The sequence below is a fragment of the Pseudomonas tehranensis genome, from assembly GCF_014268615.1.
Taxonomy (GTDB): domain Bacteria; phylum Pseudomonadota; class Gammaproteobacteria; order Pseudomonadales; family Pseudomonadaceae; genus Aquipseudomonas; species Aquipseudomonas tehranensis.
This window is the reverse complement of record NZ_JABWQV010000022.1, coordinates 19,778-45,191: the sequence shown is the minus strand read 5'-3', so window position 1 is coordinate 45,191 and position 25,414 is coordinate 19,778. Positions and strand designations below refer to the sequence as shown.

23 protein-coding genes are annotated in these 25,414 nt (G+C 61.8%); 12 read left to right on the top strand and 11 right to left on the bottom strand.

Going from position 1 to position 25,414, the window contains the following annotated elements:
• Positions 1-200: 200 nt before the first annotated feature.
• A complete protein-coding gene (gene gcvA / locus HU811_RS07015) occupies positions 201-1,103 on the bottom strand; it encodes a transcriptional regulator GcvA (protein WP_186654885.1) in 903 nt (300 codons plus the stop codon).
• Between the two features lie 107 nt (positions 1,104-1,210).
• Between gcvA and HU811_RS07010 the strand changes: the two genes are divergently transcribed.
• On the top strand, positions 1,211-1,819 hold the full coding sequence (locus HU811_RS07010; protein ID WP_092398829.1) for a LysE family translocator: 609 nt from the start codon (positions 1,211-1,213) through the stop codon (positions 1,817-1,819).
• A gap of 10 nt (positions 1,820-1,829) precedes the next feature.
• Here HU811_RS07010 and HU811_RS07005 read toward each other — a convergent pair whose 3' ends face one another.
• From HU811_RS07005 to xylA, 4 genes are all read right to left on the bottom strand, one after another.
• The gene (locus HU811_RS07005) at positions 1,830-2,966 is read right to left on the bottom strand and encodes a sugar ABC transporter permease (RefSeq protein ID WP_186654883.1); all 1,137 of its coding nucleotides are present in this window, start codon (positions 2,964-2,966) and stop codon (positions 1,830-1,832) included.
• Positions 2,967-4,523, bottom strand: a complete 1,557-nt coding sequence (gene xylG / locus HU811_RS07000; protein ID WP_186654881.1) for a D-xylose ABC transporter ATP-binding protein — start codon at positions 4,521-4,523, stop codon at positions 2,967-2,969.
• A gap of 182 nt (positions 4,524-4,705) precedes the next feature.
• On the bottom strand, positions 4,706-5,707 hold the full coding sequence (gene xylF, locus HU811_RS06995; RefSeq protein WP_092455393.1) for a D-xylose ABC transporter substrate-binding protein: 1,002 nt from the start codon (positions 5,705-5,707) through the stop codon (positions 4,706-4,708).
• Between the two features lie 146 nt (positions 5,708-5,853).
• The gene (gene xylA / locus HU811_RS06990) at positions 5,854-7,170 is read right to left on the bottom strand and encodes a xylose isomerase (RefSeq protein ID WP_186654878.1); all 1,317 of its coding nucleotides are present in this window, start codon (positions 7,168-7,170) and stop codon (positions 5,854-5,856) included.
• A gap of 157 nt (positions 7,171-7,327) precedes the next feature.
• Here xylA and HU811_RS06985 point away from each other — a divergent pair, with 157 nt between their 5' ends.
• From HU811_RS06985 to HU811_RS06970, 4 genes are all read left to right on the top strand, one after another.
• On the top strand, positions 7,328-8,512 hold the full coding sequence (locus HU811_RS06985) for a XylR family transcriptional regulator (protein WP_092398819.1): 1,185 nt from the start codon (positions 7,328-7,330) through the stop codon (positions 8,510-8,512).
• 165 nt (positions 8,513-8,677) lie between these two features.
• A complete protein-coding gene (locus HU811_RS06980; RefSeq protein WP_092398817.1) occupies positions 8,678-9,019 on the top strand; it encodes a hypothetical protein in 342 nt (113 codons plus the stop codon).
• A 243-nt stretch (positions 9,020-9,262) separates the two neighbouring features.
• Complete coding sequence (locus HU811_RS06975) at positions 9,263-10,057, top strand: DeoR/GlpR family DNA-binding transcription regulator (protein WP_186654876.1); 795 nt, start codon at positions 9,263-9,265, stop codon at positions 10,055-10,057.
• Positions 10,058-10,174: 117 nt separating this feature from the next.
• Entirely contained in the window at positions 10,175-11,101 is a 927-nt protein-coding gene (locus tag HU811_RS06970; protein ID WP_186654874.1) for a Gfo/Idh/MocA family protein, read from the top strand.
• Positions 11,102-11,266: 165 nt separating this feature from the next.
• Here the strand turns inward: HU811_RS06970 and HU811_RS06965 are convergent, their stop codons facing one another.
• Positions 11,267-11,695: a hypothetical protein gene (locus HU811_RS06965; RefSeq protein ID WP_092398811.1), complete on the bottom strand. Its 429-nt coding sequence runs from the start codon at positions 11,693-11,695 to the stop codon at positions 11,267-11,269.
• 153 nt (positions 11,696-11,848) lie between these two features.
• On the opposite strand from HU811_RS06965, the gene HU811_RS27570 reads away from it, so the two are divergent.
• From HU811_RS27570 to HU811_RS06950, 4 genes are all read left to right on the top strand, one after another.
• On the top strand, positions 11,849-11,983 hold the full coding sequence (locus tag HU811_RS27570; RefSeq protein ID WP_263642002.1) for a hypothetical protein: 135 nt from the start codon (positions 11,849-11,851) through the stop codon (positions 11,981-11,983).
• A 190-nt stretch (positions 11,984-12,173) separates the two neighbouring features.
• Entirely contained in the window at positions 12,174-13,895 is a 1,722-nt protein-coding gene (locus HU811_RS06960; RefSeq protein ID WP_186654871.1) for a type I secretion system permease/ATPase, read from the top strand.
• A complete protein-coding gene (locus HU811_RS06955) occupies positions 13,888-15,258 on the top strand; it encodes an HlyD family type I secretion periplasmic adaptor subunit (RefSeq protein ID WP_186654869.1) in 1,371 nt (456 codons plus the stop codon). The genes HU811_RS06960 and HU811_RS06955 overlap by 8 nt, the downstream gene beginning before the upstream one ends.
• Before the next feature lie 2 nt (positions 15,259-15,260).
• Positions 15,261-16,610, top strand: coding sequence for a TolC family outer membrane protein (locus HU811_RS06950; protein WP_092398805.1), 1,350 nt, complete (start codon positions 15,261-15,263; stop codon positions 16,608-16,610).
• Positions 16,611-16,640: 30 nt separating this feature from the next.
• On the opposite strand, the gene HU811_RS06945 is transcribed toward HU811_RS06950, so the two are convergent.
• The gene (locus HU811_RS06945) at positions 16,641-19,214 is read right to left on the bottom strand and encodes a bifunctional diguanylate cyclase/phosphodiesterase (protein WP_186654867.1); all 2,574 of its coding nucleotides are present in this window, start codon (positions 19,212-19,214) and stop codon (positions 16,641-16,643) included.
• Between the two features lie 333 nt (positions 19,215-19,547).
• Between HU811_RS06945 and HU811_RS06940 the strand changes: the two genes are divergently transcribed.
• From HU811_RS06940 to HU811_RS06930, 3 genes are all read left to right on the top strand, one after another.
• Positions 19,548-19,934, top strand: a complete 387-nt coding sequence (locus tag HU811_RS06940; RefSeq protein ID WP_092398754.1) for an EF-hand domain-containing protein — start codon at positions 19,548-19,550, stop codon at positions 19,932-19,934.
• 85 nt (positions 19,935-20,019) lie between these two features.
• On the top strand, positions 20,020-20,907 hold the full coding sequence (locus tag HU811_RS06935) for an HvfB family MNIO-type RiPP peptide maturase (RefSeq protein ID WP_189674026.1): 888 nt from the start codon (positions 20,020-20,022) through the stop codon (positions 20,905-20,907).
• The gene (locus tag HU811_RS06930) at positions 20,900-21,661 is read left to right on the top strand and encodes an HvfC family RiPP maturation protein (protein ID WP_186654864.1); all 762 of its coding nucleotides are present in this window, start codon (positions 20,900-20,902) and stop codon (positions 21,659-21,661) included. The genes HU811_RS06935 and HU811_RS06930 overlap by 8 nt, the downstream gene beginning before the upstream one ends.
• Before the next feature lie 111 nt (positions 21,662-21,772).
• Here the strand turns inward: HU811_RS06930 and HU811_RS06925 are convergent, their stop codons facing one another.
• From HU811_RS06925 to HU811_RS06910, 4 genes are all read right to left on the bottom strand, one after another.
• Positions 21,773-22,279, bottom strand: coding sequence for an HvfX family Cu-binding RiPP maturation protein (locus HU811_RS06925; RefSeq protein WP_186654862.1), 507 nt, complete (start codon positions 22,277-22,279; stop codon positions 21,773-21,775).
• Between the two features lie 16 nt (positions 22,280-22,295).
• On the bottom strand, positions 22,296-22,922 hold the full coding sequence (locus HU811_RS06920) for a ferric reductase-like transmembrane domain-containing protein (RefSeq protein ID WP_186654859.1): 627 nt from the start codon (positions 22,920-22,922) through the stop codon (positions 22,296-22,298).
• Positions 22,923-23,191: 269 nt separating this feature from the next.
• Positions 23,192-24,502 carry an ATP-binding protein gene (locus tag HU811_RS06915; protein WP_186654857.1) on the bottom strand — a complete coding sequence of 437 codons (1,311 nt, stop codon included), beginning with the start codon at positions 24,500-24,502 and terminating at the stop codon, positions 23,192-23,194.
• Complete coding sequence (locus HU811_RS06910) at positions 24,499-25,239, bottom strand: response regulator (protein WP_003202589.1); 741 nt, start codon at positions 25,237-25,239, stop codon at positions 24,499-24,501. Before HU811_RS06910 ends, HU811_RS06915 begins: the two co-directional genes overlap by 4 nt.
• Positions 25,240-25,414 lie beyond the last annotated feature (175 nt).

Here is a 25,414-nt window from a genome sequence, read left to right as displayed (position 1 = left end):
CCGCTCGGCTGCGCAGCAGTCGCAAAACCGCTGCCTGCGGTGTACCTGGCGAAACGAGGTGTCTGGTTTGGGGCCGCTACGCAGCCCAGCGGGAGCAAGCTCCCTCGCCACGGGGGGTAAATTCCTACGAGGTTTTCAGACCGCTAGTGCCGATGTCACTCGGCGTTTTAGAGGGAATCCCATTCCTGTGACGAGGGGATTTATTCGTGTCGAGTGGCTGCTGGCTGCTGAGTCTGAGAAAACATCCACTCAACAAAAAACTGCGTTTCAGCCACCGCATCCCGAGAAACGCCGTAATAATAGCGGGTCAACGGCAGGCGCAAGGACGGCAGTGGACAGACCAGGCGCCCGGTCAACAGGTCTTTGCCCAGCAGCGACGTCGGACACAAGGCCACGCCCAGGCCATCGACGGCAGCTTGCAGCACCAAATGCATGTGATCGAACTGCAGGGTTGGCGGGGTGCCCCATCGTTTGATGCCCACGTGCTTTGCCCACGTCTGCCAGTCGCTGCTGCGGGTTCTGCCTGACAACAGTTTGTGCCAGGCCAGATCGTGGACGCTGTCCAGCGGCACGCATTGCAGCAACGACGGAGCGGCGACCAGCAGCAGGTCATCCTCCAGCAATACCTGGGGCTGGACTGTGGACGGCCAGCCGGAATATCCGCGGCGGATGACCACGTCAAACGTTTCTCCCGATGGATCCGGCGGCTGCGTGCGGGTGAGCACCTGAGGCTTGATGTCCGGATGGAGCGCCATGAACTCAGGCAACCGTGGTATCAGCCAGCGCACCGCGAAGGACGGGCGCACGTTGATGGTCACCTTGCGTTGGGCGGCGCTGCGGGTCAGGGCGGTCGCGGCGTTGGCGATCTGTGTCAGTGCCTCGTTGACCTGTTCGTAAAAGACCTTGCCCTGCGGCGTGAGCACAGACTGCCGGGTTCGGCGCTCGAACAGCTGCGCGCCCAGGCGTTCTTCAAGCAGCTTGATGTGCCGGCTGACGGCACTGTGACTGACGTGCAGTTCTTCGGCTGCGCGACTGAAACTCTGGTGGCGAGCGGCAGCGGCGAAGGCACGGACGGCGTTCAACGGGGGGAGGTCGGCAATCATGCGTCTAATTTAGTCACATCAGCGGTGCAATTAAAGCGTTTGTCAGCGTCGCACTGCCACGCCAATCTGCAGGCCGGATCAATGCGCCTTTCAACGTGGAGTGATTAATGGCCAGTTACGGACTTTTTCTGGTTCTGGCAACCCTGACGGTGCTCAGCCCTGGCCCAGGCGTGGTGCTGACGATTTCCAATGCCTTGCGCCATGGCTGGAGCGGTTCGTTGCCGGGCATTGTCGGGATCGCCTCAGGCGCGTTTATCGTGGCGGGCATTTGCGCCAGTAGCCTGGGCTTGATCCTGGCCGCCTCGGCGACAGCTTTCACGGTGCTCAAATACATCGGCGCGCTGTACCTGTTGTACCTGGGAATCAAGATGTGGCGTACCCAGCGTTTTATTCCCGAACTCAAAGCCACGTCGCCGCGTCCTTGGCGGCGTTTTATCGAAGCGTTGTCAATCCAGCTGCTCAACCCCAAGGCAGGTTTCTTCTTCCTGGCTGTCTTTCCCCAGTTCATCAAGCCGGCGGCTGACTACTGCAGCCAGTTCTTCTTGCTGGTGTCGTCTTACAGTTTGCTCGTTGTAGTGGTGCATTCCGGGTATGCCCTGGTGGCCCAAGCCGCAAGAGGCTGGCTCTCCACGAACAAGGGCGCCAGGATTGTCGGCAAGCTGTCGGGCATCACGTTCCTGGGCTTTGGCGTGCTGATGGCTTCTGCCAGCAAGTGACGCATACAGATCAACGCCGCCCCGTGCGCGTACTCACATCCACCCACACCGCCAGCACCAGAATGCTGCCCTTGACGATCATCTGCCAATAACTGTCGACGTCGAGCATGGACATGCCGTTGTCCAGGCTGGTGATCACCAGCGCGCCGAGGAGGGCACCGTAGACGGTGCCGGAGCCGCCGCGCATGGAGGTGCCGCCGATGAAGCAGGCGGCGATGGCGTCAAGTTCTCCCATGCTGCCGGCCGAGGGTGATCCTGCGGCCAGGCGCGCGGTGTTGACCACGCCGGCGAGGGCGCACATCACGCCCATGATGCCGAAGATCCACAGCTTCACCGCCTGTACGTTGATCCCGGACAGGCGCGTGGCTTCCATGTTGCTGCCCACCGAGTAGACCCGTCGGCCGAACACGGTCTGGCTGGTGACGTAGCTGAACACGCCGAGCAGAATCAGCAGAAGCAACACCGGCACCGGGATGCCGTCGTAGCTGTTGAGGGTATAGACGAACCCCGCCAGTACCGCGCCGATCAGCACCACGCGCAATACATCACGCACCAGGGAGTGGGCCGCCAGACCATGCAGGGCGCGATTGCGCCGCTGTTTCCAGGTCAGGAACAGGGTCAAGGCAAACAGCAGTACGCCCAGGCCCGTGCCGACGGAGTGCGGCAGATAACCCTGACCGATGTAGACCAGCTCCGGTGATACCGGGGCGATGGTGGTGCCGTCGGTAATCCCCAGCAGAATGCCGCGAAAGGCGAGCATGCCGCCCAGGCCGACAATGAATGACGGGATGCGCAGATAAGCCGTCATGTAGCCGTTGCCCAGACCGATCATCAAACCACACAAGGCCACCAGGCTCAGGTTCGCCAGCAGCGGGATGTGATAGATCACGTCGAGAATCGCCGCCAGGCCTCCGAGCAATCCAAGCAGTGAACCCACCGACAGATCGATCTCGCCGCTGATGATCACCAGCACCATGCCGCAGGCCAGAATCCCGGTGATGGACATCTGCCGCAGCAGGTTGGAGAGGTTGCGCGGGGTCAGGAACCCGCCCTCGGTCTGCCAACTGAAAAACAGCCAGATCACCGCCACGGCGATCACCAGCGTGAGCATTTTGTAGCGGCTGAAGAGTTGCTTGACCTGATTCATCTACGCGGACTTCCGATCATTATTGTTATGGTCTTCGGGGTGGCTGAGGGCGGCGGCGAGCACCTGCTCCTGGGTGAGTTCGTGGTTGATGAAATCGCCGCGCAATTGGCCTTCGCCGATCACCAGCACGCGGTCGGACACCCCCAGCACTTCGGCCAGCTCCGAGGACACCATGATGATCGACACGCCTTCGGCGGCCAGCGCGCCCATCAGCTTGTAGATCTCGTACTTGGCGCCGACGTCCACGCCACGGGTCGGCTCATCGAGAATCAGCACGCGCGGTTGGGTCAGCAGCATCTTGGCCAGGACGGCTTTTTGCTGGTTGCCGCCGGAGAGGCTGGTGATCGGCAGGAACGGGCTCGCGGTCTTGAGGTGCATGCGCGAGATTTCCCGGTCGATGCTGCCCAACTCCGCTTCGGTGTTGATGCGGGTCATTTTCGAGTAGTTGTCCAGCACTGCCAGGGTGATGTTCTGGCCCACCCCCAGGTCGGGAATGATGCCTTGGCGCTTGCGGTCTTCAGGCACCATGCACAGGCCTGCGCGGATTGACTTGAGGGGCGTGCGCGTGTCGATCGGTTGGCCGTTGAGCCAGACCTCACCTTCATGGCGGCCGGGGTAGGCACCGAACAGCGCCGACACCAGTTCCGTGCGACCGGCGCCGACCAGCCCGGCGATGCCGAGGATTTCCCCGCGCTTGAGCACGAACGAAATGTCGTCGACCCGTTTGCGCTTGGGGTTGTCGACGTCGTAGCAAGTGATATGGCGCGCCTCGAAAATCACCTCGCCGATGTCATGGGGTTCGGTGGGGTAGAGGTTGCTCATTTCTCGTCCAACCATCTGGGTGATGATCTGCGGGATGTCCATGTCGGTCATGGCGGTGGTGGCGATGTGTTTGCCGTCGCGGATCACCGAAATGGTGTCGCACACGGCGGCCACTTCATCGAGTTTGTGAGAGATATAGACGCAGGCGACGCCCTTGGCCTTGAGGTCGCGGATGATGTCCAGCAGCACCTCGATTTCCGAACGGGTCAGGGCCGAGGAGGGTTCATCGAGAATCAACAGGCGCGCCTGTTTGTTCAGCGCCTTGGCGATCTCCACCAGTTGCTGGTAACCCCCACCGTATTGTGAAACCGGTAGCGAGACGTTCATGTCCGGCACTTTGAGTTCACGCATCAAGGCCTCGGCACGGTGGATCATTGCCGGGTAGTTCATGCGTCCGCCGGGCAGCGTCAGCTCGTGGCCCATGAAGATGTTTTCGGCCACCGACAGGTCGGGGACCAGGGTCAGTTCCTGATGAATGATGACGATCCCGACGGCTTCTGTTTCGCTGATGGACTGCGCCTTGAGCGGCTGTCCGTCCCAGACAATTTCACCGTCCCAGGTGCCGTACGGGTAGACCGCCGACAGGACTTTCATCAGCGTGGATTTACCGGCGCCGTTCTCACCGCACAGGCCGACGCATTCACCCGGCTTGACCTTGATGTCGATCCCATTGAGGGCTTTGACACCGCCAAAGGTTTTGACGATGCCGTTCATTTGCAGCAGGTAGTCGGACATGGCGAGGGCTCATATAAAAAGGGCTCACACATCAGCAGGTCAGGATGGGGGCCAGCCTCACCCTAATGCCAGAGTCAGGCAAAGTTCCTGTGGGAGCGGGCTTGCTCGCGAAAGCGGTGCATCAGCCTGCACTGATGGTGACTGACCCACCGCATTCGCGAGCAAGCCCGCTCCTACAGAAATCACTGCCCGGCGATCTGCGCCTTGGTATAGAACCCGTCCTTCTCCAACAGGTCGATGTTGTCCTTGGTCAGCGGAGTCGGGGTGAGCAGGATGGTGTCGACTTTCTTGCTGCCATTGTCGTATTGCGAGGTGTAGGTGGGTTTCTCGTTGCGCGCCAGTTGCACCGAGAGCTTGGCCGCTTCGGTGGCGATCAGTTTCAGCGGCTTGTAGACGGTCATGGTCTGGGTGCCATCGATCACCCGCTTGACCGCCGCCAGGTCCGCGTCCTGGCCCGAGATCGGCACCTTGCCGGCCATTTTCTGCGCGGCCAGGGCCTGGATGGCACCGCCTGCAGTGGCGTCGTTGGAGGCGACGATGCCATCGATTTTGTTGTCGTTGCGGGTCAGGGCGTTTTCAACGATGCTCAAGGCTTCGGTGGGGTTCCATTCCTTGACCCACTGCTGCCCGACAATCTTGATATCGCCCTTGTCGATGGCCGGTTGCAGCACTTTCATCTGGCCTTCGCGCAGGACCTTGGCGTTGTTGTCCGTGGGCGCGCCGCCGAGCAAAAAGTAGTTGCCCTTGGGCGCCGCTTTCAACACGCCGCTGGCCTGCATCTCGCCGACTTTTTCGTTATCGAAGGAAATGTAGGCGTCGATGTCGGCATTGAGGATCAGTCGGTCATAGGACACCACCTTGATCCCGGCCTTCTTGGCTTCGGCCACGGCATTGGTCAACACGGTGGCGTTGAACGGCACGATGACGATCACATCGACGCCACGGGAGATGAGGTTTTCGATCTGGGAAATCTGTTTCTGCTCGTTGGCATCGGCCGACTGGACGAAGACTTTGGCGTCCATTTTTTCCGCCGCCGCGACGAAATAGTCACGGTCCCGCGACCAGCGTTCCAGGCGCAGATCATCGATGGAGAAACCGATTTTCGGGTGGGTAGCGTCGGCCATGACCGGAAGCGAGAGCAGGGCCAAGGCGCCGGCGAGCAGCGTGAGTTTCAGTTTTTTCATGGTGGTGCGTCCTTTTATTGTTGTTCGAAAGACACTGCCTGACGATGAACGTGGTGCGGGTAGAACTGTAGAGACTCCCGGGGTGCCGCGCGCAGAGATTTGTCGTGAGAATGTAACAACCTCTGCGCAGCGAACGGGGCCTGGTGTCAGGGGTAGATGAACCGGTTGACCACGTTTTCGAGCATCTCTTGCCGACCACTCACAGCCTGCGGATTGAGCTCGTTGTCGAAGGCGTGTTCGGCCAGTGAAGCGAGGCTGAACTCACCTGCCAGCACCGCCTGACCGAACGGCTGCTGCCAGCCGGCGTAGCGTTGGTCCTTGAACTGCTGGAGTTGGTCGTTCTGTACCATGGCCGCTGCACGTTCCAGGGCCAGGGCGAGGACGTCCATGGCCGCGACGTGGCCGTGGAACAGGTCGATCTCGTCCAGGCTCTGACGACGGACCTTGGAATCGAAGTTGAAGCCGCCATTGCTGAACCCACCGGCCTTGAGGATTTCATAGGTGGCCAGGGTCATCTCTTCGACGCTGTTGGGGAACTGGTCAGTGTCCCAGCCGTTCTGCGGATCGCCTCGGTTGGCGTCGATGCTGCCGAAGATCCCCAGGGAGACGGCGGTGGCGATCTCATGATGGAAACTGTGCCCGGCCAGGGTCGCGTGGTTGGCCTCGATGTTGACCTTGATCTCCTTCTCCAGGCCGAACTGTTGCAGGAAGCCGAACACCGTGGCGCTGTCGTAATCGTATTGGTGTTTGGTCGGTTCCTGGGGCTTGGGTTCGATCAGCAGATCGCCCTTGAAACCGATCTTGTGCTTGTGCTCGACCACCATGGCCATGAAGCGGCCCAGTTGTTCGCGCTCGCGTTTGAGATCGGTATTGAGCAGGGTCTCGTAACCTTCACGACCGCCCCACAACACATAGTTGGCCCCCTTGAGACGCTGGGTGGCGTTCATCGCGCTGAACACTTGGGCGGCGGCGCAGGCGAACACTTGCGGGTCCGGGTTGCTGGCCGCGCCTGCGGCAAAGCGCGGGTTGCTGAAGCAGTTGGCGGTGCCCCACAGCAGCTTGATCCCGGTTTGTTCCTGGTGACGCTCCAGGTGGTCGATCATCTGCGCGAAGTGGTTGCGGTACTCCCTCAGCGACTGGCCTTCCGGGGCGACATCGGTGTCGTGAAAGCAGTAGTAGTCGATGCCCAGTTTGGAGAAGAATTCGAAGGCCGCTTCGGCCTTGCCGATGGCCAGTTCCATCGGGTCGCCGGCATGCTGCCACGGGCGCTGGAAGGTGCCGGCGCCGAACACATCGGATCCCGGCCAGACAAAGGTATGCCAGTAGCACACAGCCATACGCAGGTGCTCGCGCATGGGCTTGCCGAGCACGAGCTTGTCGGCGTCGTAGTGGCGAAAAGCAAGAGGCGAGTCGCTGGCGGGACCTTCGTAGCGAACCTTGTCGATGGCGGGGAAGTACGACATGGGCGATTTCCTTATTGTTCTTGGCGGTGTGTCCCGATACTAACGCCGGCGTCATGACCGCTGATTATGAAAATCACCAAGGCACAGTGCGATTTTGCGTATTGAGATCCGGCGCTGGCGGGCCTAGTCTGTGTCGGTCGGCTCAGGATCAAAAACAATGAAAACCGTCCCGCCCGTTCACCGCATCGCGTTGTTGTTCAACGGCAGCAAGATCTACGACCGTGGCATCATCAGCGGCATCGGCAATTACCTGAGCAGTACCCGGGCGTCCTGGGACCTGTTTCTGGAAGAGGATTTTCTCTGTCGGTTGAAAGGCATCGAACGCTGGCAGGGCGACGGGATCATTGCCGACTTCGATGACCCGCTGATCGGCGAGGCGCTGACCGGGATCGGCTTGCCGGTGGTGGCGGTGGGCGGCTCTTACCAGGATGAGCGCGCTTATCCGAAGGGCATTCCCTATGTCGCCACCGACAATGATGCATTGATGAAGTTGGCGTACGAGCACCTGATCGAGGCCGGGTTGACGCGTTTTGCCTGCTTCAGCCTGCCGCAAGCACAAGCCAATCGCTGGGCCCAGGAACGGGAAAACGCCTTTCGCCGGTTGCTGCTGCGCGATGGTCTGCACGCCGAGGTCTATCGCGGCATGGGCACCAGCGCACCGCTCTGGGACAGCGCCGTCGAACAGCAGATCGCCTGGCTGCAAAGCCTGCCCAAACCCATCGGCATCATCGCGGTCAGCGATGCCCGCGCCCGGCAACTGCTGCAGGCCTGCCTGACCGCCGGAATCGCCGTGCCGGAGCAGGTAGCACTGATCGGCATCGACAACGACCCCCTGACCCGCACCCTGACACGGGTGCCGCTGAGTTCGGTGATCCAGGGCACCGAAACCATGGGCCGAACCGCCGCGCGCTTGCTCCATCAGATGCTGCACGGCATGCCGTCCACGGGTACGCAGGTGCTGATACCCCCGGATGCGATCAACGTCCAGGCCTCGAGTCTGCATCAGCCGTTGGGCAATCCCTACGTCATGCAGGCGCTGCTGTTCATCCGCCAATATGCCTGCCAGGGCATCAAGACCGCGCAGGTGGCGGCCTATGTGGGCGTGTCGCGTTCCTCCCTGGAGGCGCACTTTCGCAAGGCGCGCGGCTGCAGCGTGCACGACGAGATCCTGCGCTTCAAACTGGCGGCGGCCGCCCAGGGCTTGGAAAACACCGACTCGGCGATTGCCGACATCGCCCAGAACTGCGGCTTCAAATCGGCGCAGTACCTGCACACGGTGTTTCGTCGAGAGTTTGGCTGTACGCCCCGCGAATACCAGCAGGGGCGCGGCACAGGTCACTGAAACCGGCCTTCGCCGCGCACAACTATTGCTGGAAGCAATAGTGACCATTACCAAACACAAGTTCTGTTTTGTCGGCAATGCCTTGAAAATCCCTCCCATCGAACAGGCGGCCCACGCAGCTCCGTTGCCTGATGAAGCGAACCTTTTATTTTCAGGACCAGACCGATGCGCTTTTTATTTGCGTCTTCCATGGCGTTTGCCTCCTTGTTGCTCGCCGGTTGTGCCAGCGCGCCGAATGACCCGACCCTGACTTTGCAGACCAGCAAGACGCCGGCCCAGTACGCCGACTGTGTCGTGCCGAAACTGCAGGACCACGCGATGAGCCCGACCGTCTCCCAGACCCAGCGCAGCTACCGGATCGTGGTGCCGAGCAAAGTGTCGGCGGACAACGTGCTGGAAGCCTACAAGGCCGGGAGCGGCGGCAAGGTATTCATCTACGAGCGGCATCTGTTGGCTTCCAGCTTCCTGCCTTCGAGTTTTGAACGCGCCGCCCAGGACTGCATCTGAGGGGCCCGTACAGGGTTTTCACCGTGCTCCTTTGGTTGGCCGCAACCAACCATTTTTTTACCCCGCACCGCATTCGGTAGCGGGGTTTTTTTTGCCTGTGGAGAAGAGGGGGTCAGATGCCACTTGAGTCCGCTGCCACAGAGCGATGGCTGGCCCGGCGTTGTAGTTTGACGAGGGGCTCTGCAATCGGCATATTTGCTCATTGATGATAATTAGTGCTCGTTTATGAAAGGTTGTAGGCCCATGACTTCCACTCACGAAGTGTTTCCTGGTGAACGCCAGCAACTGATCCGCGAGCGCTTGGCCCTGTATGGGCGGGTAATTGCGACTGATCTGGCCAGCGAGTTCAATGTCTCCGAGCACTCGATACGGCGCGACCTCGGCGTATTGGCGGCGGCGGGGTTATGCAAGCGCGTCTATGGCGGCGCCATCCTGGTGCCCACCGATGAAGGGCCGATAGCCGTTCGAGTACGGCAAAACGTCGAGCGCAAGGACAGTCTCGGTCTGGCGGCGGCCTCGTTGCTGAGGGCGGGACAGCATGTGCTCATCGATGCCGGCTCGACCAACCTGGCGATTGCCAGCGCAATCGATCCGGGCCTTAAGCTGACGCTGACCACCAATTCGCCGTTGATTGCCGTGCAACTGATGAAGTTGCCTTGCGCCGAGGTGATTCTGTTGGGCGGGCGCCTGAATACGGTGTCGGGCGGGGTGATCGGGCTGACGGCTGTGCAGCAACTGCGCCAGTTCAATTTTGACCTGTGCTTTCTCGGCGCTTGCGCCATCGACCCGGACAATGGGGTCACGGCGTTCGGCCTTGATGATGCCGAGTTCAAACGCGCGGCTGTCGCGGCGAGTGGTCAGGTGGTGGTGGCGGTGACCAATGAAAAACTCTCCAGCATTGCTCACTATCAGGTGGCGTCGTGTGAAGAGGTGGCAGCCCTGGTGGTGGAGCACGACGCGCCGGGCGAACGCCTGGAGCCGTTCTTCGGCAGGATTGCCACCGTCATGACCGCGTCCTGCGAACCGCAGCAGGCGTGAAGCGTTGCTGTAGCGCTCACGACATTCAAGCGCATGTGCGGTGAGCCATTGTCCGCCGCACGATTTACCGCTAGTTTGCTGGCCCATCAAAAGTACAAAAATAATCAGGAGTCATCGATGCAACCGATTCGTCTCGGTCTGGTGGGCTACGGCAAGATTGCCCAGGATCAACACGTTCCCGCTATCCTCGCCAACCCGGCGTTCCAGCTGGTGTCTGTCGCCACCCAAGGGCAGCCCTGCGCCGGGGTGGAGAATTTCCGCTCCCTGGGCGAGTTGCTTGAAAACGGCCCGCAGGTCGATGCGATTGCCTTTTGCACTCCGCCGCAAGGTCGATTCGCATTGGTGCAGCAGGCGCTGGCCGCCGGCAAACATGTCCTGGTAGAAAAGCCGCCATGTGCCACGCTCGGTGAAGCGATGGCGTTGGTGGATCAGGTCCGCGAACAAGGCGTAAGCGGCTTGTTCGCCTGGCATTCGCGTTACGCGCCGGGCATCGAGGCGGCCCGTGACTGGCTGGCCAGCCGCACCCTGCAAAGCGTCAAGATCGACTGGAAGGAAGACGTACGCAAGTGGCACCCCGGCCAGGCCTGGATCTGGCAGCCTGGAGGCCTGGGCGTCTTCGATCCCGGCATCAACGCGTTTTCAATCGTGACCCATCTGCTGAGGCTGCCGCTGTTCGTTGAGTCCGCAGAACTGCGTGTGCCGAGTAACTGCCAATCGCCGATCGCCGCCAGTATCAAGATGTCCGATGCGCAACACCTCGACGTGCGCGCGGAGTTCGATTTCGACCACGGTCACGACGAACTCTGGAGCATCGAGATTCGCTGCACCGAAGGCCTCCTGCGCCTGGACAACGGTGGGGCAGTGCTGAGTATCGACGGGGTGCGTCAGACGGTTTCCCAGGAGGGCGAGTACGCGGTGGTGTATCGGCATTTCCAGCAACTGATTGCCGACAGAACCAGCGACCTGGACCTGCAACCGTTGCGGTTGGTCGCCGACAGCTTTTTTCTGGGCAGTCGGACCTTGGTTGAGCCGTTCTACGATTAACCCCTCTGCGGTCCGAGTGGCAGCGCTGCGCCAGCAGCAAAAGCCCCCAACCTGCTTCGCCCGGGCCGGGGCCCGGGCCCGTGCCCCGTGCCCGGGCGAAGGCGTTCGACGTCGCCCGGCAGGCCGCTGGATCAGCGAGGGTGGATCAGTATCTACAAGCGGCCGTCAGAGGGCTGGTGTCGAAACCCGGGACAAGATCATCTGTTCAATCAGCGAGGCCACTTCCTTCGCACCGAAACACCGGAACTTCACGCTGCCCGCATCGGTGTCCAGGCGTACGATTTTGGTGATAAACCCGCCCTCGATGCTGACATTGCGGATCAATGCCAGTGGGAGTTCGATATCCAGGGTGCCGTCCTGAACGAGACGGTTCATGACATTGGCGTTCAGGCGAACCATGGTTTGGCTGAGCACCAGTTTGCCGCCCACCCACAACCCTCCATAAGCTTCCTTGAAAGCCTCCAAGACATCGGACAGGGCGTCCACGTCACCGGCCTCGGCTGCGTAATATATATCGTCCACGTAACTGTGATTCAACTCCGCGTCGGCCACTAGAAAATTGACCAGCTTGGACTTCAAAATCAGTTCTGCCATCTGTGTGTCTCCATCATGAGTTTGCCTTCCATGTTTGTGCAGGTTTGGCGGGTTATCGAGGCATCACCCTATTTTTGCCGCTGACGTTATAGAGGCCGCAAAAGTGGTGGCACTATGCCAATAATCTTGAGCCCGGTACAAGGAATGTTACTCATGAACCGTATCCACAGTGTTGCGGCGGCTTTTCGCGAGTTGATGCAATCGTGGGAGCAGGAGCGCAACTACCTGGCTTCATCCATCAGCGCGCTGGCCAACGGCTTCGAGGGCGGGTTGAAGTTCGACCATTGACGTGAAAACAGCGGCCCCATGCTGGCACTAACCCGTGGTTACGTTGTCAGTACTTGGCGTCTATAGCGCCGACGATCGGCTCAGATAGCGACACGTCAGCAACATGACGCACTTTTTTTTGACGCCTTCGGGCAAATAACTCGCGATGGATTGCGCCGGGACCGACTATTCCTTTGCGGGTTGATTCTCTATGCGCTTTCTACTCGATCCGCGTCATGACATTGATGCTGCCTTATTAAGTTATCGCCGGGTGTTCTGGTCGCTGGCACTGTTCAGTGGCGTGATCAATCTGTTGGTGCTGGTGCCATCGCTGTACATGATGCAGGTGTACGATCGGGTGCTGACCAGCCGCAACGAAACCACCTTGTTCATGCTGACCCTGATCGCTCTGGGCCTGTTTATGTTCAGTGCCCTGATCGAGTGGGTTCGCGGCGAGGTGATGATTCGCATGAGTGCGGGGCTGGACGACGCCCTGGGCGAGCGTATTTTCGACGCCGCCTTCGCCCGCAGCCTGCGCGAGCACAACGCCAACCCGGCCCAGGTGCTCACTGATTTGGCGACGTTGCGTCAGTTGATCACGGGCCAGGGTCTGATCGCGTTGCTCGATGCACCGTGGTTGCCGATCTTCCTGCTGGTGGCGTTTATCTTTCACCCTTGGTTCGGGGTGCTGACTTTGGTGCTCGCCCTGGTGCTGATCGGCCTGGCGCTGTGGGGTGAGCTGGCGACTCGCGCTCGGCTGGGTGAAGCCAATCGCCTGGGGGTGCAGTCGTCTGTCTATGTCAACAGCACGCTACACAATGCCGAGGTCATTCAGGCGCTGGGCATGCTCGGCCCGTTACGCCAGCGCTGGAGCCTGCTGCAACAACGCATCATTGCCGCCCAGGCCCATGCCAGTGACCGTGGCGCCCGTATCACCTCTGCAACCCGTTTCGTGCGCATATCGGGACAGTCGTTGGCCCTGGGCCTGGGCGCGCTGCTGGTGCTCGAAGGGCAGATGTCGGCAGGCATGATGATCGCCATGTCGCTGCTGCTGGGGCGCGCCCTGGCGCCGGTGGAAATTGCCATCGGCTCCTGGAAACAGTTCAACGCCGGGCGCCAGAGCTACCAGCGTCTGAGCCAGCTGCTCACCCAACACCCCCGCGAGCGCTTGCGCATGCCCTTGCCGCCGCCCACCGGCGCGGTGCGCCTGGAGCAACTGTATGTCGGCCCGCCCGGTGCCTCGCAACCGATTGTGCGCGGGATCCATTTCAGCCTGGCCAAGGGCGAAGTGCTTGCCGTGGTCGGCCCCAGCGCCAGTGGCAAGTCGACGCTGGCCAGGGCGCTGGTCGGGGTGTGGCCGGCCATGGCCGGCTCGGTACGGCTGGATGACGCCGAAATCAGCCAGTGGTCCCATGATGCCCTGGGCCCGTACTTGGGTTACTTGCCCCAGGACATCGAGCTGTTCGATGGCAGCGTTGCCGACAACATCGCCCGCTTCGGCGAGCAGGATGCCGACAAAATCATTGCCGCCGCGCGTCACGCTGGCATTCACGAGATGATCCTCAGGTTCCCCAAAGGCTATGACACGCCACTGGGCCCCGGCGGGCTGGGTTTGTCTGGCGGGCAGAAGCAACGCCTGGGCCTGGCCCGCGCGCTGTACGGGCGCCCGTCGCTGATCGTGCTCGACGAGCCCAACTCCAATCTTGACGAAGCGGGTGAGCTGGCGCTGGTACAAGCGATCAATGCGCTCAAGGCCGCCGGCAGTACCGTGGTGCTGATCACCCATCGACCCAATGTGCTGGCGGTGGTCGATCACATCCTGGTACTCAAGGACGGCGCCCAACAAGCCTTCGGCCCACGGGACCGAGTGCTCAAGGCATTGATGCCGGGGCCCAGGCCCGCGGCGGTGAGGGAGGCTGGCGAAGATGCGTGATCTGACCCCGGCTGCATCGGCGCACAGCGAGCAGCAGGTGAGTGTGCTCGACGCCAATACCCTGCCCAGTGCCAGTACCGATGCCAGCGGTGCTGCGCGTTATGGTGTGGGCTTCCTGGTCCTGACGCTGGGCGGCTTTTTGCTCTGGGCCTTCCTGGCACCCCTCGACCAGGGTGTCGTGGGCAGTGGCACCGTGGTGGTGGCGGGTGAGCGCAAGGCCGTGCAGTCGTTGGTCGGCGGGGTAGTGGACCAGCTGCTGGTCAGCGATGGCGATCGAGTCAGCCAGGGGCAGTTGCTGGTGCAGCTCAATACCGTGCAAGCGCAGTCGCAACTGGACGTGACCCTGGGCAAGTTGCTTAACGACCGCAGCATCGAAGCGCGGTTGATTGCCGAGCGCCTGGGCAGCGCCGAGATTCAATGGCCGGCTGAACTGCTGGAGCGCGCCGACGAGCCGCGGGTCAAGGCCGCCATGGCCTTGCAAAACCAGTTGTTTCTGACCCGCCGCGCAGAGCTGGGCAGCCGTCTGCAAATTATCGAACACGAGGTCGCGGCGTTGCAGCAGCAATTGCAGGGCTATGAAGGCGTCAAGCGTAACTACGACGCACAGATGCGCTTTCAGCAACAGGAGCTCGAAGGCCTGCGCGAGCTGGCCCGTGAAGGTTATGTTCCGCGCAACAAGCTCTTCGAGGCGGAGCGCAACGCCGCCCAACTGGCCGGCCAGATTGCCTCCGGCGTGGGGGATGTCGGGCGGACCCGCCAGGCCATTAATGAAAGCAAGCTCAAGGCGTTGCAGGTGCAACAGGAATTTCGTCGCGATGCTGAAACCCAGCTCAGCGAGGTCTCCGCCGAGGCGGCCGGTTATGCCGATCAGATTCGCGCCCTGCAGTTTGAAGTCGACAACGGTGCTATCCGTGCGCCAGTGGCCGGGCAGGTCATGGACGTGAGCATTCACACCGTCGGCGGCGTGGCCCAGGCTGGGCAAACCCTGATGCAGGTGGTACCGCTGGATGCGCCCATGGCGATTACCGCGCGTTTCGAACCGTTGATGGCCAACAAGTTGCGCCCGGGGTTGCCGGTGCATGTGCATTTCACCGCGCTGCAACGGGTGGATACGCCGACGGTAACCGGCACTGTGAGTACGGTCTCGGCCGACCAGTTGATTGATGAGCAGACGCACTTGCCGTACTTCTCCGCCAAGGTCGAGATTCCCGCCGACACGGTCGCCTCGTTGCAGGCCGCCGGGCTGTTAGTGCGACCGGGCATGCTGGCCGATGTCACGGTGGTCACGGGGGAGCGCACCTTTATGAATTACCTGATGAAACCTTTGCGCGAACGCTTGCTGGCAGCCTTCAAAGAGGAATGAGCATGACCGACCGTTGCCGTTACAGCGCTCGCGTGCTGCTGAGCCTGTGTTCCAGTTGGGCAGTGATCAATTTCGCCTCGGCCGCCGACGGTGGCCTGAGCCTGACCGCGGCGTACGACGCCTCCCGACTCAACGACCCGACCTTGCAGTCAGCCACCCATGCTTATGATGCTTCTCGCCAGGAAGAAGCGATTGGCCGTGGCGGCCTCTATCCGCAAGTGTCACTGACTTCGCGTTACGGGCGCGGCGGACGGACCGATGGCGGGGACGACAGCGGCTACGTCAACAGCAACGATTACCAGGCCAACAACGTCACCCTGGCGGCGCAGCAAGCGCTTTACGACAAGGCGCGGTGGGCGGCGTACCAGGAGGGCAAGGCGCGAGGACAACTGGGCAGCCAGCTGTTCGACGTTGCCAGCCAGACGCTGTTCGATCGGGTTGCCAAGGGCTACTTCGACGTCGCCCGGGCGGAAAACGAGATCAAGTTGATCGTCCAGCAGAAAGCCGCCATCAGCGGCTTGGTCACCCAGAGCAAAAAACTTTTCGAGGGTGGCCAGGGGGCGATCACCGATATTGACGAGGCCCAGGCGCGGCTTGACCTGGTCGAGGCCCAGGAGGCTGAAGCCCAGGCTCGTCGCGTGGCGGCACTGCGGGCGTTGTCCGGTCGCGCCAATGTGCCCATCGATGACATTTGGCCGATGCGCGAGGAGCTTGCCGCCGGCAGCCCGATCCCACCCGAGCAGGACCTGCCGTACTGGACGGCGATTGCCCGTGAGGCCAGCCCCGAGCTGGCGGCCCGGCTGGCGGCGGTGAAAGTGGCCGAGGCCCAGGCCGACAGCCAGCGCGCCGGGCATTACCCGACCTTGGCACTGACCACTCAGTTGACCCGCCGGGAAACCCGCCAGTATCAGGAACTCGACCCGCGCCAGGACACCTATTACGTGGGGGTGCAACTGGACATCCCGTTGTATCGCGGCGGAGCGGTGCGCGCATCGGTGGCCAAGGCCCAGGCGCAACTGGCCGGCGCGCAGTCGGACTATGACGTGCAGCGTCAGCAGTTGGCCGAGACGATCGAAACCGATTACCTGGGCGTGGTGGCCGGCTTCGCCAAAAGCAAGGCGATGCAGCGCGCAGTGGAGTCCAACCAGCGGGCACTGGCTTCGACGGAAAAAGGCTTCCAGGGCGGTGTGCGCTCCACGGTGGACATCCTGGATGCGCAGCAACGGTTATTCCAGGCCCGTCGGGACCTGCTCAACACCAAGCTGGACATGCTGCAAAGTTATGTGAGCCTGCATACCCACACCGGCCAGATGAACCGGGCCGTTCTGGAACAGGTGCAAAGCCTGTTTTAACGCGTGCACGACATGCACTGGCGGGATTTTTTAGAGCCACCGCGGGGTGGTAAAGAATGAGGCCATTTCCGAGCGGGCCAGGGCCGAGCCGAAGTAGGGGCCTTGTACGTGGTCGCAGGCCACGCTGCGCAATTGGCGGAATTGCCGGGCGTTTTCGATGCCTTCGGCGGTGACCATGAGCCCCACGCTGCGGCTGAGCCGGATCATCGCGAGGACGCCTTCCTGATCATGCTCCAGGCCCAACTGAGCGAGAATGTTGCGATCGAAGCGAATGCCATCGAACGGTTGGTTCAGTACCTCGCGAAGGGAGGCAATGCTGGTGCCGAACTTGTCGATGTTGATGCGCACGCCCAGGTCCTTGAGCGCATGAAGGGTACTGGCCACCGCTTTGTGGTCGATCAGAAGCACCCCTTCGGCCACTTCCAGGGTCAGGCGCTGGGGGGCCAGACCGCTCGTTTCGAGGGCCGTTCGCACCTGATTGAGTAAGAAGCTGCTGCTGAACCATTTGGGCGAAACCGCCACGGAAACGCTGACAGCGGTCGGCCAGTTCACCGCTTCTTCACAAACGTTGATCAACATCCAGGTTCCCAGCTCTTCCAGTTGGCCAGACGCTTCGGCGATCGGGATGAAGTCCGCGCCACCCAGTTCACCTTTCTCGGGATGGTGCCAGAAAGTCTGGGCCTCGAAGCCGTGCAGTTGTTCGGCGCACACATCGAAGCGAGGCAAGTAGCGCAGCTCCAGTTGTTCGCCTTGCATGGCGTCGCGCAGTTGCTGCTCATAGCGCCGACGGTCGCGGGCCAGGTTGCCCATGGCTTCCTCATAGACCCGCCAGGTGTTGCGCCCCGCTGCCTTGGCCGCATACAACGCGATGTCCGCGTGGCGCAACAATTCGGTGGCGCTCTCGTCACCGGGTTGCGACCAGGCCACGCCGATGCTCACGCCCAGGTACAAGGTATTGCCGTCCAGGTGCATGGGGCGCTGCATGCAATCGATCAGGCGCTCACAGAGTTGTTCCAGGTCTTGGGGACTGCCGGGATCGGGCATGACGATGACAAACTCATCACCGCCCAGACGGGCCACCAGGTCGGAGCTGCGCACGTTCTGCTGAAGGATATGGGCCACTTCCCGCAGCACTTTGTCGCCTACGGCATGCCCCAGAGAATCGTTGACCGGCTTGAACCGGTCCATGTCCAGGTTCAGCACCGCCAGCGGTGCCCCATCGGCCGGGTCCAGGTGTTCGCTGAGGCAATCGAACAGTCGGTTTCGATTGGCCAGCCCGGTCAGCGGGTCGTGCAGCGAGAGGTGCTTGATCTGGGCCAGCGCCCGCAGTTCCTCGGTAATGTCGGTGGCGGTGCCCCGAAAGCCCAAGGTCCCGGCTTCGATGGCTCGGACCGAAAGTTTGCACGTGCGGATACGCTGATTGCGCGCGGTGTACTCACATAACAACGGGGCCGACGAATCGCTGTTGGCCCCGCCGAGCAGCCATTGGGCTATCGAAATCGAGCCACCGTGGGGATGGAGCAGCCGGTGCAGGGGCTTGCCCAGCCATTGTGTGGGGTTGAAGCCGGTCACTTGTTCAAAACGTTCCGACAGGTAGGTCAGAGTCCCGGTCGAATCCACTTCCCATAACCAGTCGGAGGACACTTCGGCAATGTCCCGAAAGCGTTCTTCGCTACGTTCCAGTGCCTTGCGGTGGGCCAGCAGGCTGGCGTACTGACCTTCCTGGGCGCGAAGCATGACCAGGGCATGGCGCAGCACCGCCAGCGCGAGGATGGCCAACACCAGCAGGGCCAGGACCAGCAAGGGCAGCAGTACCTTGCGCAGATCGTTGCCGGGAGTCTCCGGACGCCACGCCAAAGCCTCGTCGATCTGGCCGTCAAGGGATATCCGGGCCGTGCCGATCTGCTCCGGCGCCTGGGTGATGTGGGCATCCGGCAGGGCAAAGTCCCGCGCCAGGTTTTGCAAAGCGGCAGCATCAAGGACTTTCACGAACAGCAGCAAACTGGGCGGGCCTGGGATTTCGGGCACGCTGTCGTCGGTGCCGACGGTGATGGCCGAGGCGGCGACAAACGCGGGCGCGCCGTCGTGATGCAGCAGCTCGACGATGACTTCATCGCGGTTCGGCGGGGCGCTGGCTTTCTTCGCCAGCCCTTGCAGGTCACCGGCCAGCCACGTGCCGGCATCCACCTCACTCATCTCACCATTGATGACCGAATAGACGGTTTTGCCTGTCGGGGAAATGACAAACACCGCCTGGTAGCCGTAGAGCCCGAAAACGCTGCTGCCGACATTTTCCTGGGCATAGGCCCAGTCTTTGTCCATTTCGACATGCAGATGTCGGTAGGCGTCGCTCCACTTGGAGTAATCGCTCAGGTCCCGTTCGATGCCGCTGCTTATGGAATCAATGGCCCGTTGGGCAAAAAACAGGCTCTGTTCACGGGCGCGCTCATCCTGAGCCCTGGTAATGTTGAGCAGCACGGCGATCGCCAGTGCTGACATGACAAAAAGCAGAAACATGATGGCCGGGAAGGTGCGACGCGTGAAACTGCGGCTTGGCAGGCCTGGGAGAGAAACGGTTGTGTCGTTGCCAGCATCTTCAGTCATAAACAAGCCATCAGCTAAACGCGAAATATCCCGCACGTCTCTGTATCGGCTGTCGGCTCAATTAACTTAACCATTGCGACAGGTGACATGGCGCAGAGGCTCATGGCTCTTGGCCTTCAGGCAAACCGGCCGTCGTAGAGGCCTGCCTGAGTCTTAGTCCTGGCGGTGGGCTTGTATCGGAGTGTGTAGCTGGGCGGCCTGGATACATTCGCTTATGTTCACCTTGGCTTGCGACACAGCCCGGATACACATCGACGGTTAACTACGCCTGCCAGCCGACACCGGTTCCCGGTGTTGGTGACTGGCGTATTTGATCTTTCGAGGAACACCCCCATGCTCAACTTCTCCAGCCACTCCTCTCTTGCACTGGGTCTGGCCCTGGTCGGCGGCCTTGGCCTTTCCACTGCGGCTTCGGCGCTGACCATGAACGACCTGGCCCAGGGCTACACCCTGGCGGCGGCCGATACCGTGAAGAAACCCGCTGAGGGCAAGTGCGGCGAAGATAAATTTGCCAAGACCGATACCAACCACGACGGCAAGGTTTCACGCGAGGAGTTCATCGTAGCGGCGCCGGAGCGCGCGGCTGAGTACGACAAGATCGACGCCAACCATGACGGCGGCATCTCGCTGCCTGAGGCCGAGAAGTACCTGGCGGGCCAGGCCAAAAGCGCCGAAGGCAAATGCGGCGAGGGCAAGTGCGGGGCGGCTATCGAGTCCTGATGCTAAATGGTGGGGAGCCGGGTAGCGATGTGATCGGGTACGGCCCCGCCAAGGCTCCCCATCTCTTATTCCAAGGAGATGTGCCATGCCTCACCCTTCTGGTCGCAAAGGGCCTACCATCCAGGCTTCAGCCTCGCCCGCCAAACCATCAGTAGGCCTGGGCCTGCGCCGCGCGTTGCTCGATGAACTGCGCGCGGCGCCCGCCGGGGATTTCGACTTTCTCGAAGTGGCCCCGGAAAACTGGATCAATATAGGCGGCGCCCATGGCGCCGCTTTGCATTGGCTGGCTGAACGCTATCCGATGTCGTGCCATGGCCTGTCGTTGTCCCTGGGCGGGCCGGCGCCGCTGGACCTGGCGTTTCTGAGGCAGGTGCGCGATTTTCTGGATCGCTTCAACGTGCCGATGTACAGCGAACACCTGAGTTACTGCGGCGATGAGGGGCATTTATATGACTTGCTGCCGTTACCCTTTACCGAGGAAGCGGTGCATCACGTCGCGGCACGGATCCGGCAGGCCCAGGACGTACTGGGGCGGCGCCTGGCCGTGGAGAACGTCTCCTATTACGCCGCACCGCAACAAGACATGACGGAGCTGGAATTCACCCGCGCGGTATTGCACGAAGCCGATTGCGACCTGCTGCTGGACGTCAACAACGTCTACGTCAACTCGGTCAATCACGGCTTCGATCCCCAGGCATTCCTGGCCGGCCTTGAACCTGGGCGGGTGGTGGGCATGCACGTGGCCGGGCACTACGACGAGTCCGACACCTTGAAAATCGACAGTCATGGCGCGCCGGTCAAACCGCTGGTCTGGGCGTTGCTGGCCCAGGCCTACGCGCGTTTCGGTGTCCAGCCGACCTTGCTCGAACGGGACTTCAATTTCCCGCCTTACCCCGTGCTGGTCGCCGAACTGCAGATCATCCGCCAAATGCAGCATCAGGCCGAGCCAGGACGGGCGGTGGCCCATGGCTGAAATCGTGCAGACACTGCATCAACAGCAGCAGGCGTTGACCCGCTACCTGCGCGACCCTGATCACTGCCCGATTCCGCCCGGCATGGACGCGGCTCGGGCGCAGGTGTATCGCGACCTGATTTTCGAGAACATGCGCGGGTTGCTCAGCGGTACATTCCCGGTGTTGGTGAGTGTGCTGGGGCAGGAAGCGTGGCGGGCCTGCGTACGGCGTTTCTTGCGTGAGCATCGTTGCGTCAGCCCCCGGTTCGCAGACATTGCCGCAGAGTTCGTGGGGTATCTCGCGGCCCGGCAGGCGCCTGACGAACCAGCGTTCATGGCCGAGCTGGCTCACTACGAGTGGATTGAAATGGCGCTGCTGCAAGCGCAAGCCGAGTCGCTGCCGGCCAGTGACGAGGCAGCGTTGCTCGACCAGCCTTTGCGTCTCTCTCTGTTGGTCTGGCCGCTGGCGTACCTCTGGCCGGTACATCGCTTGGCGCCGGGCTACCAGCCCCCAACGCCACCGCCGCAACCGACGCTGCTGCTGGTGCGGCGAACGCCTGGGTTTGCGGTGCGCTTTTCCGAGCTCAGTCCGTTGGCCTGGCGGCTGTTGCAGCGTATCGAGCAGTTTCCCGGGTTGGCTGGGCGCGATCAGTTGTTGGCACTGGCGCGGGAGGCGGGGGTGGATTCAAACGAATTCATGGACAGCGCGGTGATGTTGTTGCGCCAGATGCACAGGGAAGGGGTGGTCGGGGCGCAAGCGCAATCCGGTGGTTAAACGCAGAGCTTCCCTGTGGGAGCGGGCTTGCTCGCGAAGGCGGTATATCAGTCAAAACTAAGTTGACTGACACAACGCCTTCGCGAGCAAGCCCGCTCCCACAGGGGGGGGTCAGGTCCTGCCAGGGCGGTGTAACCCGGTCTTGAGCAGCGCATCGACACTCAACTTCCCGGCTCCCTGCAACACCAACGGCAACAACGCCACCAGATAGATCAACGGCAGTTTGAAGTTGCCGTGGCCTTTATTGGTGATGGCGTACCCCTGGGCCAGTTCACTCAAGGTTGACCAATCCGCCGGCCAGTGCACGGCGGCGGTGGCGACGACCGTGACAACCATCAACACCAGAGCCGAGAAACGGGTGCCCAAGCCGATGAGCAGGGCGACGGCGCAGAGCAGTTCGGCCCACATCGACAGTTCCCAGTTCCAACTGGCCGGCAAGTGGTTGAAGGGAAAGGGGAACGCGGCCTGGATGTCGGCAAACCAGTTTTCGCCTTGCCATTTCTCCCAACCGGATTCGAAAAACTCCCAGGCCAGGAACAGGCGCAGGCCCAATGGCGCAAGCCATGCTGCGGCACGATCCAGACTTATGCGCAGTCCTTTCAAAGCTTCTGAGTACATGATCGGCCTCCCGCAACTAGGCAGCATGCTGCAGTGGCTGGCGTCGTTTGTTGGCCTGGGCAAGCTTGCCCACCAGCCGGATCGCGATGGCGGCGCAGGTCAGGCCGAAGGGCAGCACGTACCAGGCACTCATGGGAATGCGCTTGAAGTTGGAGTAGGCAAAGATCGCCACCAGCACCCACATGCCGCTGACGTGCAGGCGTTTCCAGGCTTTGCCGCCTATCAGGCGCGTGGTGCTTTTGAAGGAGGTCAGGGCCAGCAGCAGGATGAACACGTAGCCGACGGAGCCGGGGATATTGCCAACGGTGGTACGACCCGGCCAGAACTCGGGGTTGAGCTGCCCATAGCTGTAGATCAGCACGGCGTGCACCAGATGGGAAAACGCGAAGGCCAAGCCGATGAAACGTCGCTCGCGGACCAGGGACCGGCTCAGGGGCGACGGCACTAGCACGGCGAACGCCGAGGCGGTAAAGGCCAGCAGAAACAAGGCGAAGGATGAGCGGGCGGTGGCGCGGATGGCGCTGCGCACGCCCTCGGTCAGGTCCGGGTGGAGCGCCAGGGTCAGTGCGGTCATCAACAGCACCAGGGCGGCGAGCAGGCTGAACAGCGACCAGCCCTGGAAACGAAACGTGGAAACAGGCATGAGAAGGCTCCTTGGGTGTAGGGCCCGGTCGCGGATAGCGACCGGGAACACGAGGGAGTTTTTCAAACGGGTGTAGGTGGGGTGTGTCTGGAATGCGGGCGTTTGCAAGCCTGTGTAGCGCTGCTTGTGGAAGACACATTGGCATACAAAGTGTGGCGCTTAACCCTGTGGGAGCGGGCTTGCTCGCGATAGCGGATGGTCAGGCGACATCATTGTTGAATGTGCCGACGCCTTCGCGAGCAAGCCCGCTCCCACAGTTTGGCTCCACGTTAACTATCGACCCTCAGCCGCAACTCGGCACACAACCCGCCGCCGTCACGGTTGCTCAAGGTCAGCGAACCGCCCATGGCGATTGCCAGTTGCTGGGCGATCGCCAGCCCTAACCCAGTACCACCGGTTTCCCGGTTGCGCGAGCTTTCCACCCGGTAGAACGGTTTGAGCACCTCGGCCAGTTCCTGTTCATTGATGCCGGGGCCACGGTCCAGCACTTGAATCGCCAGTTGTCCGGTGGCCGTGAGCTGCACCTGGATCTGCGCCGCGCCGCCGAACTTCAAGGCGTTGTCCACCAGGTTCACCAGTACCCGGCGCAGGGCATGGGGTCGGGTGTCGAGGACCGCAGCGGTTTTCCCCGATAGCTGCACGTCCTGGCCGATGTCCTGGTAGTCGAAGGCCAGGCTGTCGAGAAACGCATCCAGGTTGATGCGACAGCTGGCTTCAGTGGCGCCATGGATGCTGCGGGCATAGGCCACGCCTTCGCGCACCAGGTGTTCCATTTCACTCAGGTCGCTCCACAGTTTGTCCTTTTCGATGCCGTCATCCATGAATTCGGCGCGCAGCTTCATGCGCGTGATGGGGGTTTGCAAGTCATGGGAAATCGCCGCCAGCAACTGCATGCGCTCCTTGAGGTAGGCGGCGATACGGTCCTGCATGGCATTGAACGCCTTGGCGGCATGCACCACTTCGGTCGGGCCTTTTTCGTCCAGGCGCACGCTATGGGCATTCGGGTCCAGGGTTTCCACCGCCTGGGCCAGCCGGGTCAGAGGACTGACGGCGATGCGCACGGCCAGCCAGGTGCAACCGATCAACAGCGCCAGTTGCCCCAGCAACACCACCGGGAGCCAGGGGGAGAGGGGCATCATCGCCGGGCGCACGTCGATGGTCAGCGGGCTGCCGTCGGCCAGGCGCAGGTGCGCCTGGTAGTGCTGCTTCGGTCCGGGAATGTCGGTGAACGTCAGGGCATAGGCCTGGCCGAGGGCCTCCTGGATTGAAGTCACCGACACCGGGGCGTTGTCAGGAAGCATTCGCTGGCCTGGCTGACCTTCATCGAGCAGGTAGCCATAGTTGCGTCGGGCGAGTTTCGGCAGCCAGGCCTGGCGTTCGGCAGCCGGCAGGCGGTCGAGAATGGCGACCGAGGTCGAGACGTCGGTTTCCAGGTTGCCGAGCATGGTGGTCTTGGCACTCTGGTAGCGCTCGTAGTACTGGGCGCCGAACGACAGGCCCTGGGCCAGGATCAGGCCGATCAGGAAGATCAGCGACAGGCGCGAGGCGAGGGTGCGCGGCCAGCGTAGCGGCAGGGTCATACCGACGCCTCAAGGATCTCCACCGGCAACGAGAACACATAGCCTTCGCTGCGCACGGTCTTGATGTAGGCCGGCTCCCGGGCATCATCCAGCAACCGTTGACGCAGACGGCTGACCAGCAGATCGATGGAGCGATCGAACAGATCGGCGTCCCGGCCCTGGGTTAGGTTCAGCAACTGATCGCGATTGAGCACCCGCTGCGGGTGGTCGAGGAACACCCGCAACAGGCGATATTCGGCGCCGCTCAAGGCGACCATGGTGCCGTCGGTGTCCAGCAGGTGCCGGGCAGTGGTGTCCAGGCGCCAGCGGCCGAATGCCAGCAAGCGACCGCTTTCGGTGACCACCAGATTGGGCGGCAACATGCGGGTACGCCGTAGCACAGCGTTGATCCGCGCCAGCAACTCCCGGGCGGCGAAGGGTTTGACCAGGTAATCGTCGGCGCCCATTTCCAGGCCGATGATGCGGTCGGTTTCATCGTTGCGGGCGGTGAGCATCAGCACCGGTGTGGCCTTGTGTTTGCCGGCGCGCAGTTCCCGGCACAGCACCAGGCCGTCATCGCCCGGCATCATGATGTCCAGCACGATCAGGTCCACCGGGGTGGTTTCCAGAAAGGCACGCATCTGCCGACCATCGGCAACTACGGTGGTACGCAGGCCGTTCTTTTTCAGATAGTTGCCTACCAACTCTCTGATTTCGCGATCGTCATCCACGATCAACACATGATCGACATGATCCATGGTGTTCAGCCCCTTGGCGTTTCGTTGTGATCAGTCTACAGGCGCCGGCCGGCCCGGCTCGCGGCGGTTTGTATTGCAGTGTATCTGGCGCGCGGCGGATACACAGGGATTCAAAAAACCGCGTTCGCCGATACAGAGGCGATACCTCAAGGGCATTCAATGGCATCCATCGAGG

Bases quoted from the DNA above. Each gene is read 5' to 3' on its own strand.
- xylA (WP_186654878.1), bottom strand. From the start codon at position 7,170: ATGTCGTACTTCCCCGCCATCGACAAGGTTCGCTACGAAGGTCCCGCC.
- HU811_RS06980 (WP_092398817.1), top strand. From the start codon at position 8,678: ATGCGCTTTTTATTTGCGTCTTCCATGGCGTTTGCCTCCTTGTTGCTC.
- HU811_RS07010 (WP_092398829.1), top strand. From the start codon at position 1,211: ATGGCCAGTTACGGACTTTTTCTGGTTCTGGCAACCCTGACGGTGCTC.
- HU811_RS06965 (WP_092398811.1), bottom strand. From the start codon at position 11,695: ATGGCAGAACTGATTTTGAAGTCCAAGCTGGTCAATTTTCTAGTGGCC.
- HU811_RS06915 (WP_186654857.1), bottom strand. From the start codon at position 24,502: ATGACCCTGCCGCTACGCTGGCCGCGCACCCTCGCCTCGCGCCTGTCG.
- HU811_RS06975 (WP_186654876.1), top strand. From the start codon at position 9,263: ATGACTTCCACTCACGAAGTGTTTCCTGGTGAACGCCAGCAACTGATC.
- HU811_RS06940 (WP_092398754.1), top strand. From the start codon at position 19,548: ATGCTCAACTTCTCCAGCCACTCCTCTCTTGCACTGGGTCTGGCCCTG.
- HU811_RS06925 (WP_186654862.1), bottom strand. From the start codon at position 22,279: ATGTACTCAGAAGCTTTGAAAGGACTGCGCATAAGTCTGGATCGTGCC.
- xylG (WP_186654881.1), bottom strand. From the start codon at position 4,523: ATGTCCGACTACCTGCTGCAAATGAACGGCATCGTCAAAACCTTTGGC.
- HU811_RS06985 (WP_092398819.1), top strand. From the start codon at position 7,328: ATGAAAACCGTCCCGCCCGTTCACCGCATCGCGTTGTTGTTCAACGGC.
- HU811_RS06910 (WP_003202589.1), bottom strand. From the start codon at position 25,239: ATGGATCATGTCGATCATGTGTTGATCGTGGATGACGATCGCGAAATC.
- xylF (WP_092455393.1), bottom strand. From the start codon at position 5,707: ATGAAAAAACTGAAACTCACGCTGCTCGCCGGCGCCTTGGCCCTGCTC.
- HU811_RS06935 (WP_189674026.1), top strand. From the start codon at position 20,020: ATGCCTCACCCTTCTGGTCGCAAAGGGCCTACCATCCAGGCTTCAGCC.
- HU811_RS06950 (WP_092398805.1), top strand. From the start codon at position 15,261: ATGACCGACCGTTGCCGTTACAGCGCTCGCGTGCTGCTGAGCCTGTGT.
- HU811_RS06930 (WP_186654864.1), top strand. From the start codon at position 20,900: ATGGCTGAAATCGTGCAGACACTGCATCAACAGCAGCAGGCGTTGACC.
- HU811_RS06920 (WP_186654859.1), bottom strand. From the start codon at position 22,922: ATGCCTGTTTCCACGTTTCGTTTCCAGGGCTGGTCGCTGTTCAGCCTG.
- HU811_RS06960 (WP_186654871.1), top strand. From the start codon at position 12,174: ATGCGCTTTCTACTCGATCCGCGTCATGACATTGATGCTGCCTTATTA.
- HU811_RS06955 (WP_186654869.1), top strand. From the start codon at position 13,888: ATGCGTGATCTGACCCCGGCTGCATCGGCGCACAGCGAGCAGCAGGTG.
- HU811_RS27570 (WP_263642002.1), top strand. From the start codon at position 11,849: ATGAACCGTATCCACAGTGTTGCGGCGGCTTTTCGCGAGTTGATGCAA.
- gcvA (WP_186654885.1), bottom strand. From the start codon at position 1,103: ATGATTGCCGACCTCCCCCCGTTGAACGCCGTCCGTGCCTTCGCCGCT.
- HU811_RS07005 (WP_186654883.1), bottom strand. From the start codon at position 2,966: ATGAATCAGGTCAAGCAACTCTTCAGCCGCTACAAAATGCTCACGCTG.
- HU811_RS06970 (WP_186654874.1), top strand. From the start codon at position 10,175: ATGCAACCGATTCGTCTCGGTCTGGTGGGCTACGGCAAGATTGCCCAG.
- HU811_RS06945 (WP_186654867.1), bottom strand. From the start codon at position 19,214: ATGACTGAAGATGCTGGCAACGACACAACCGTTTCTCTCCCAGGCCTG.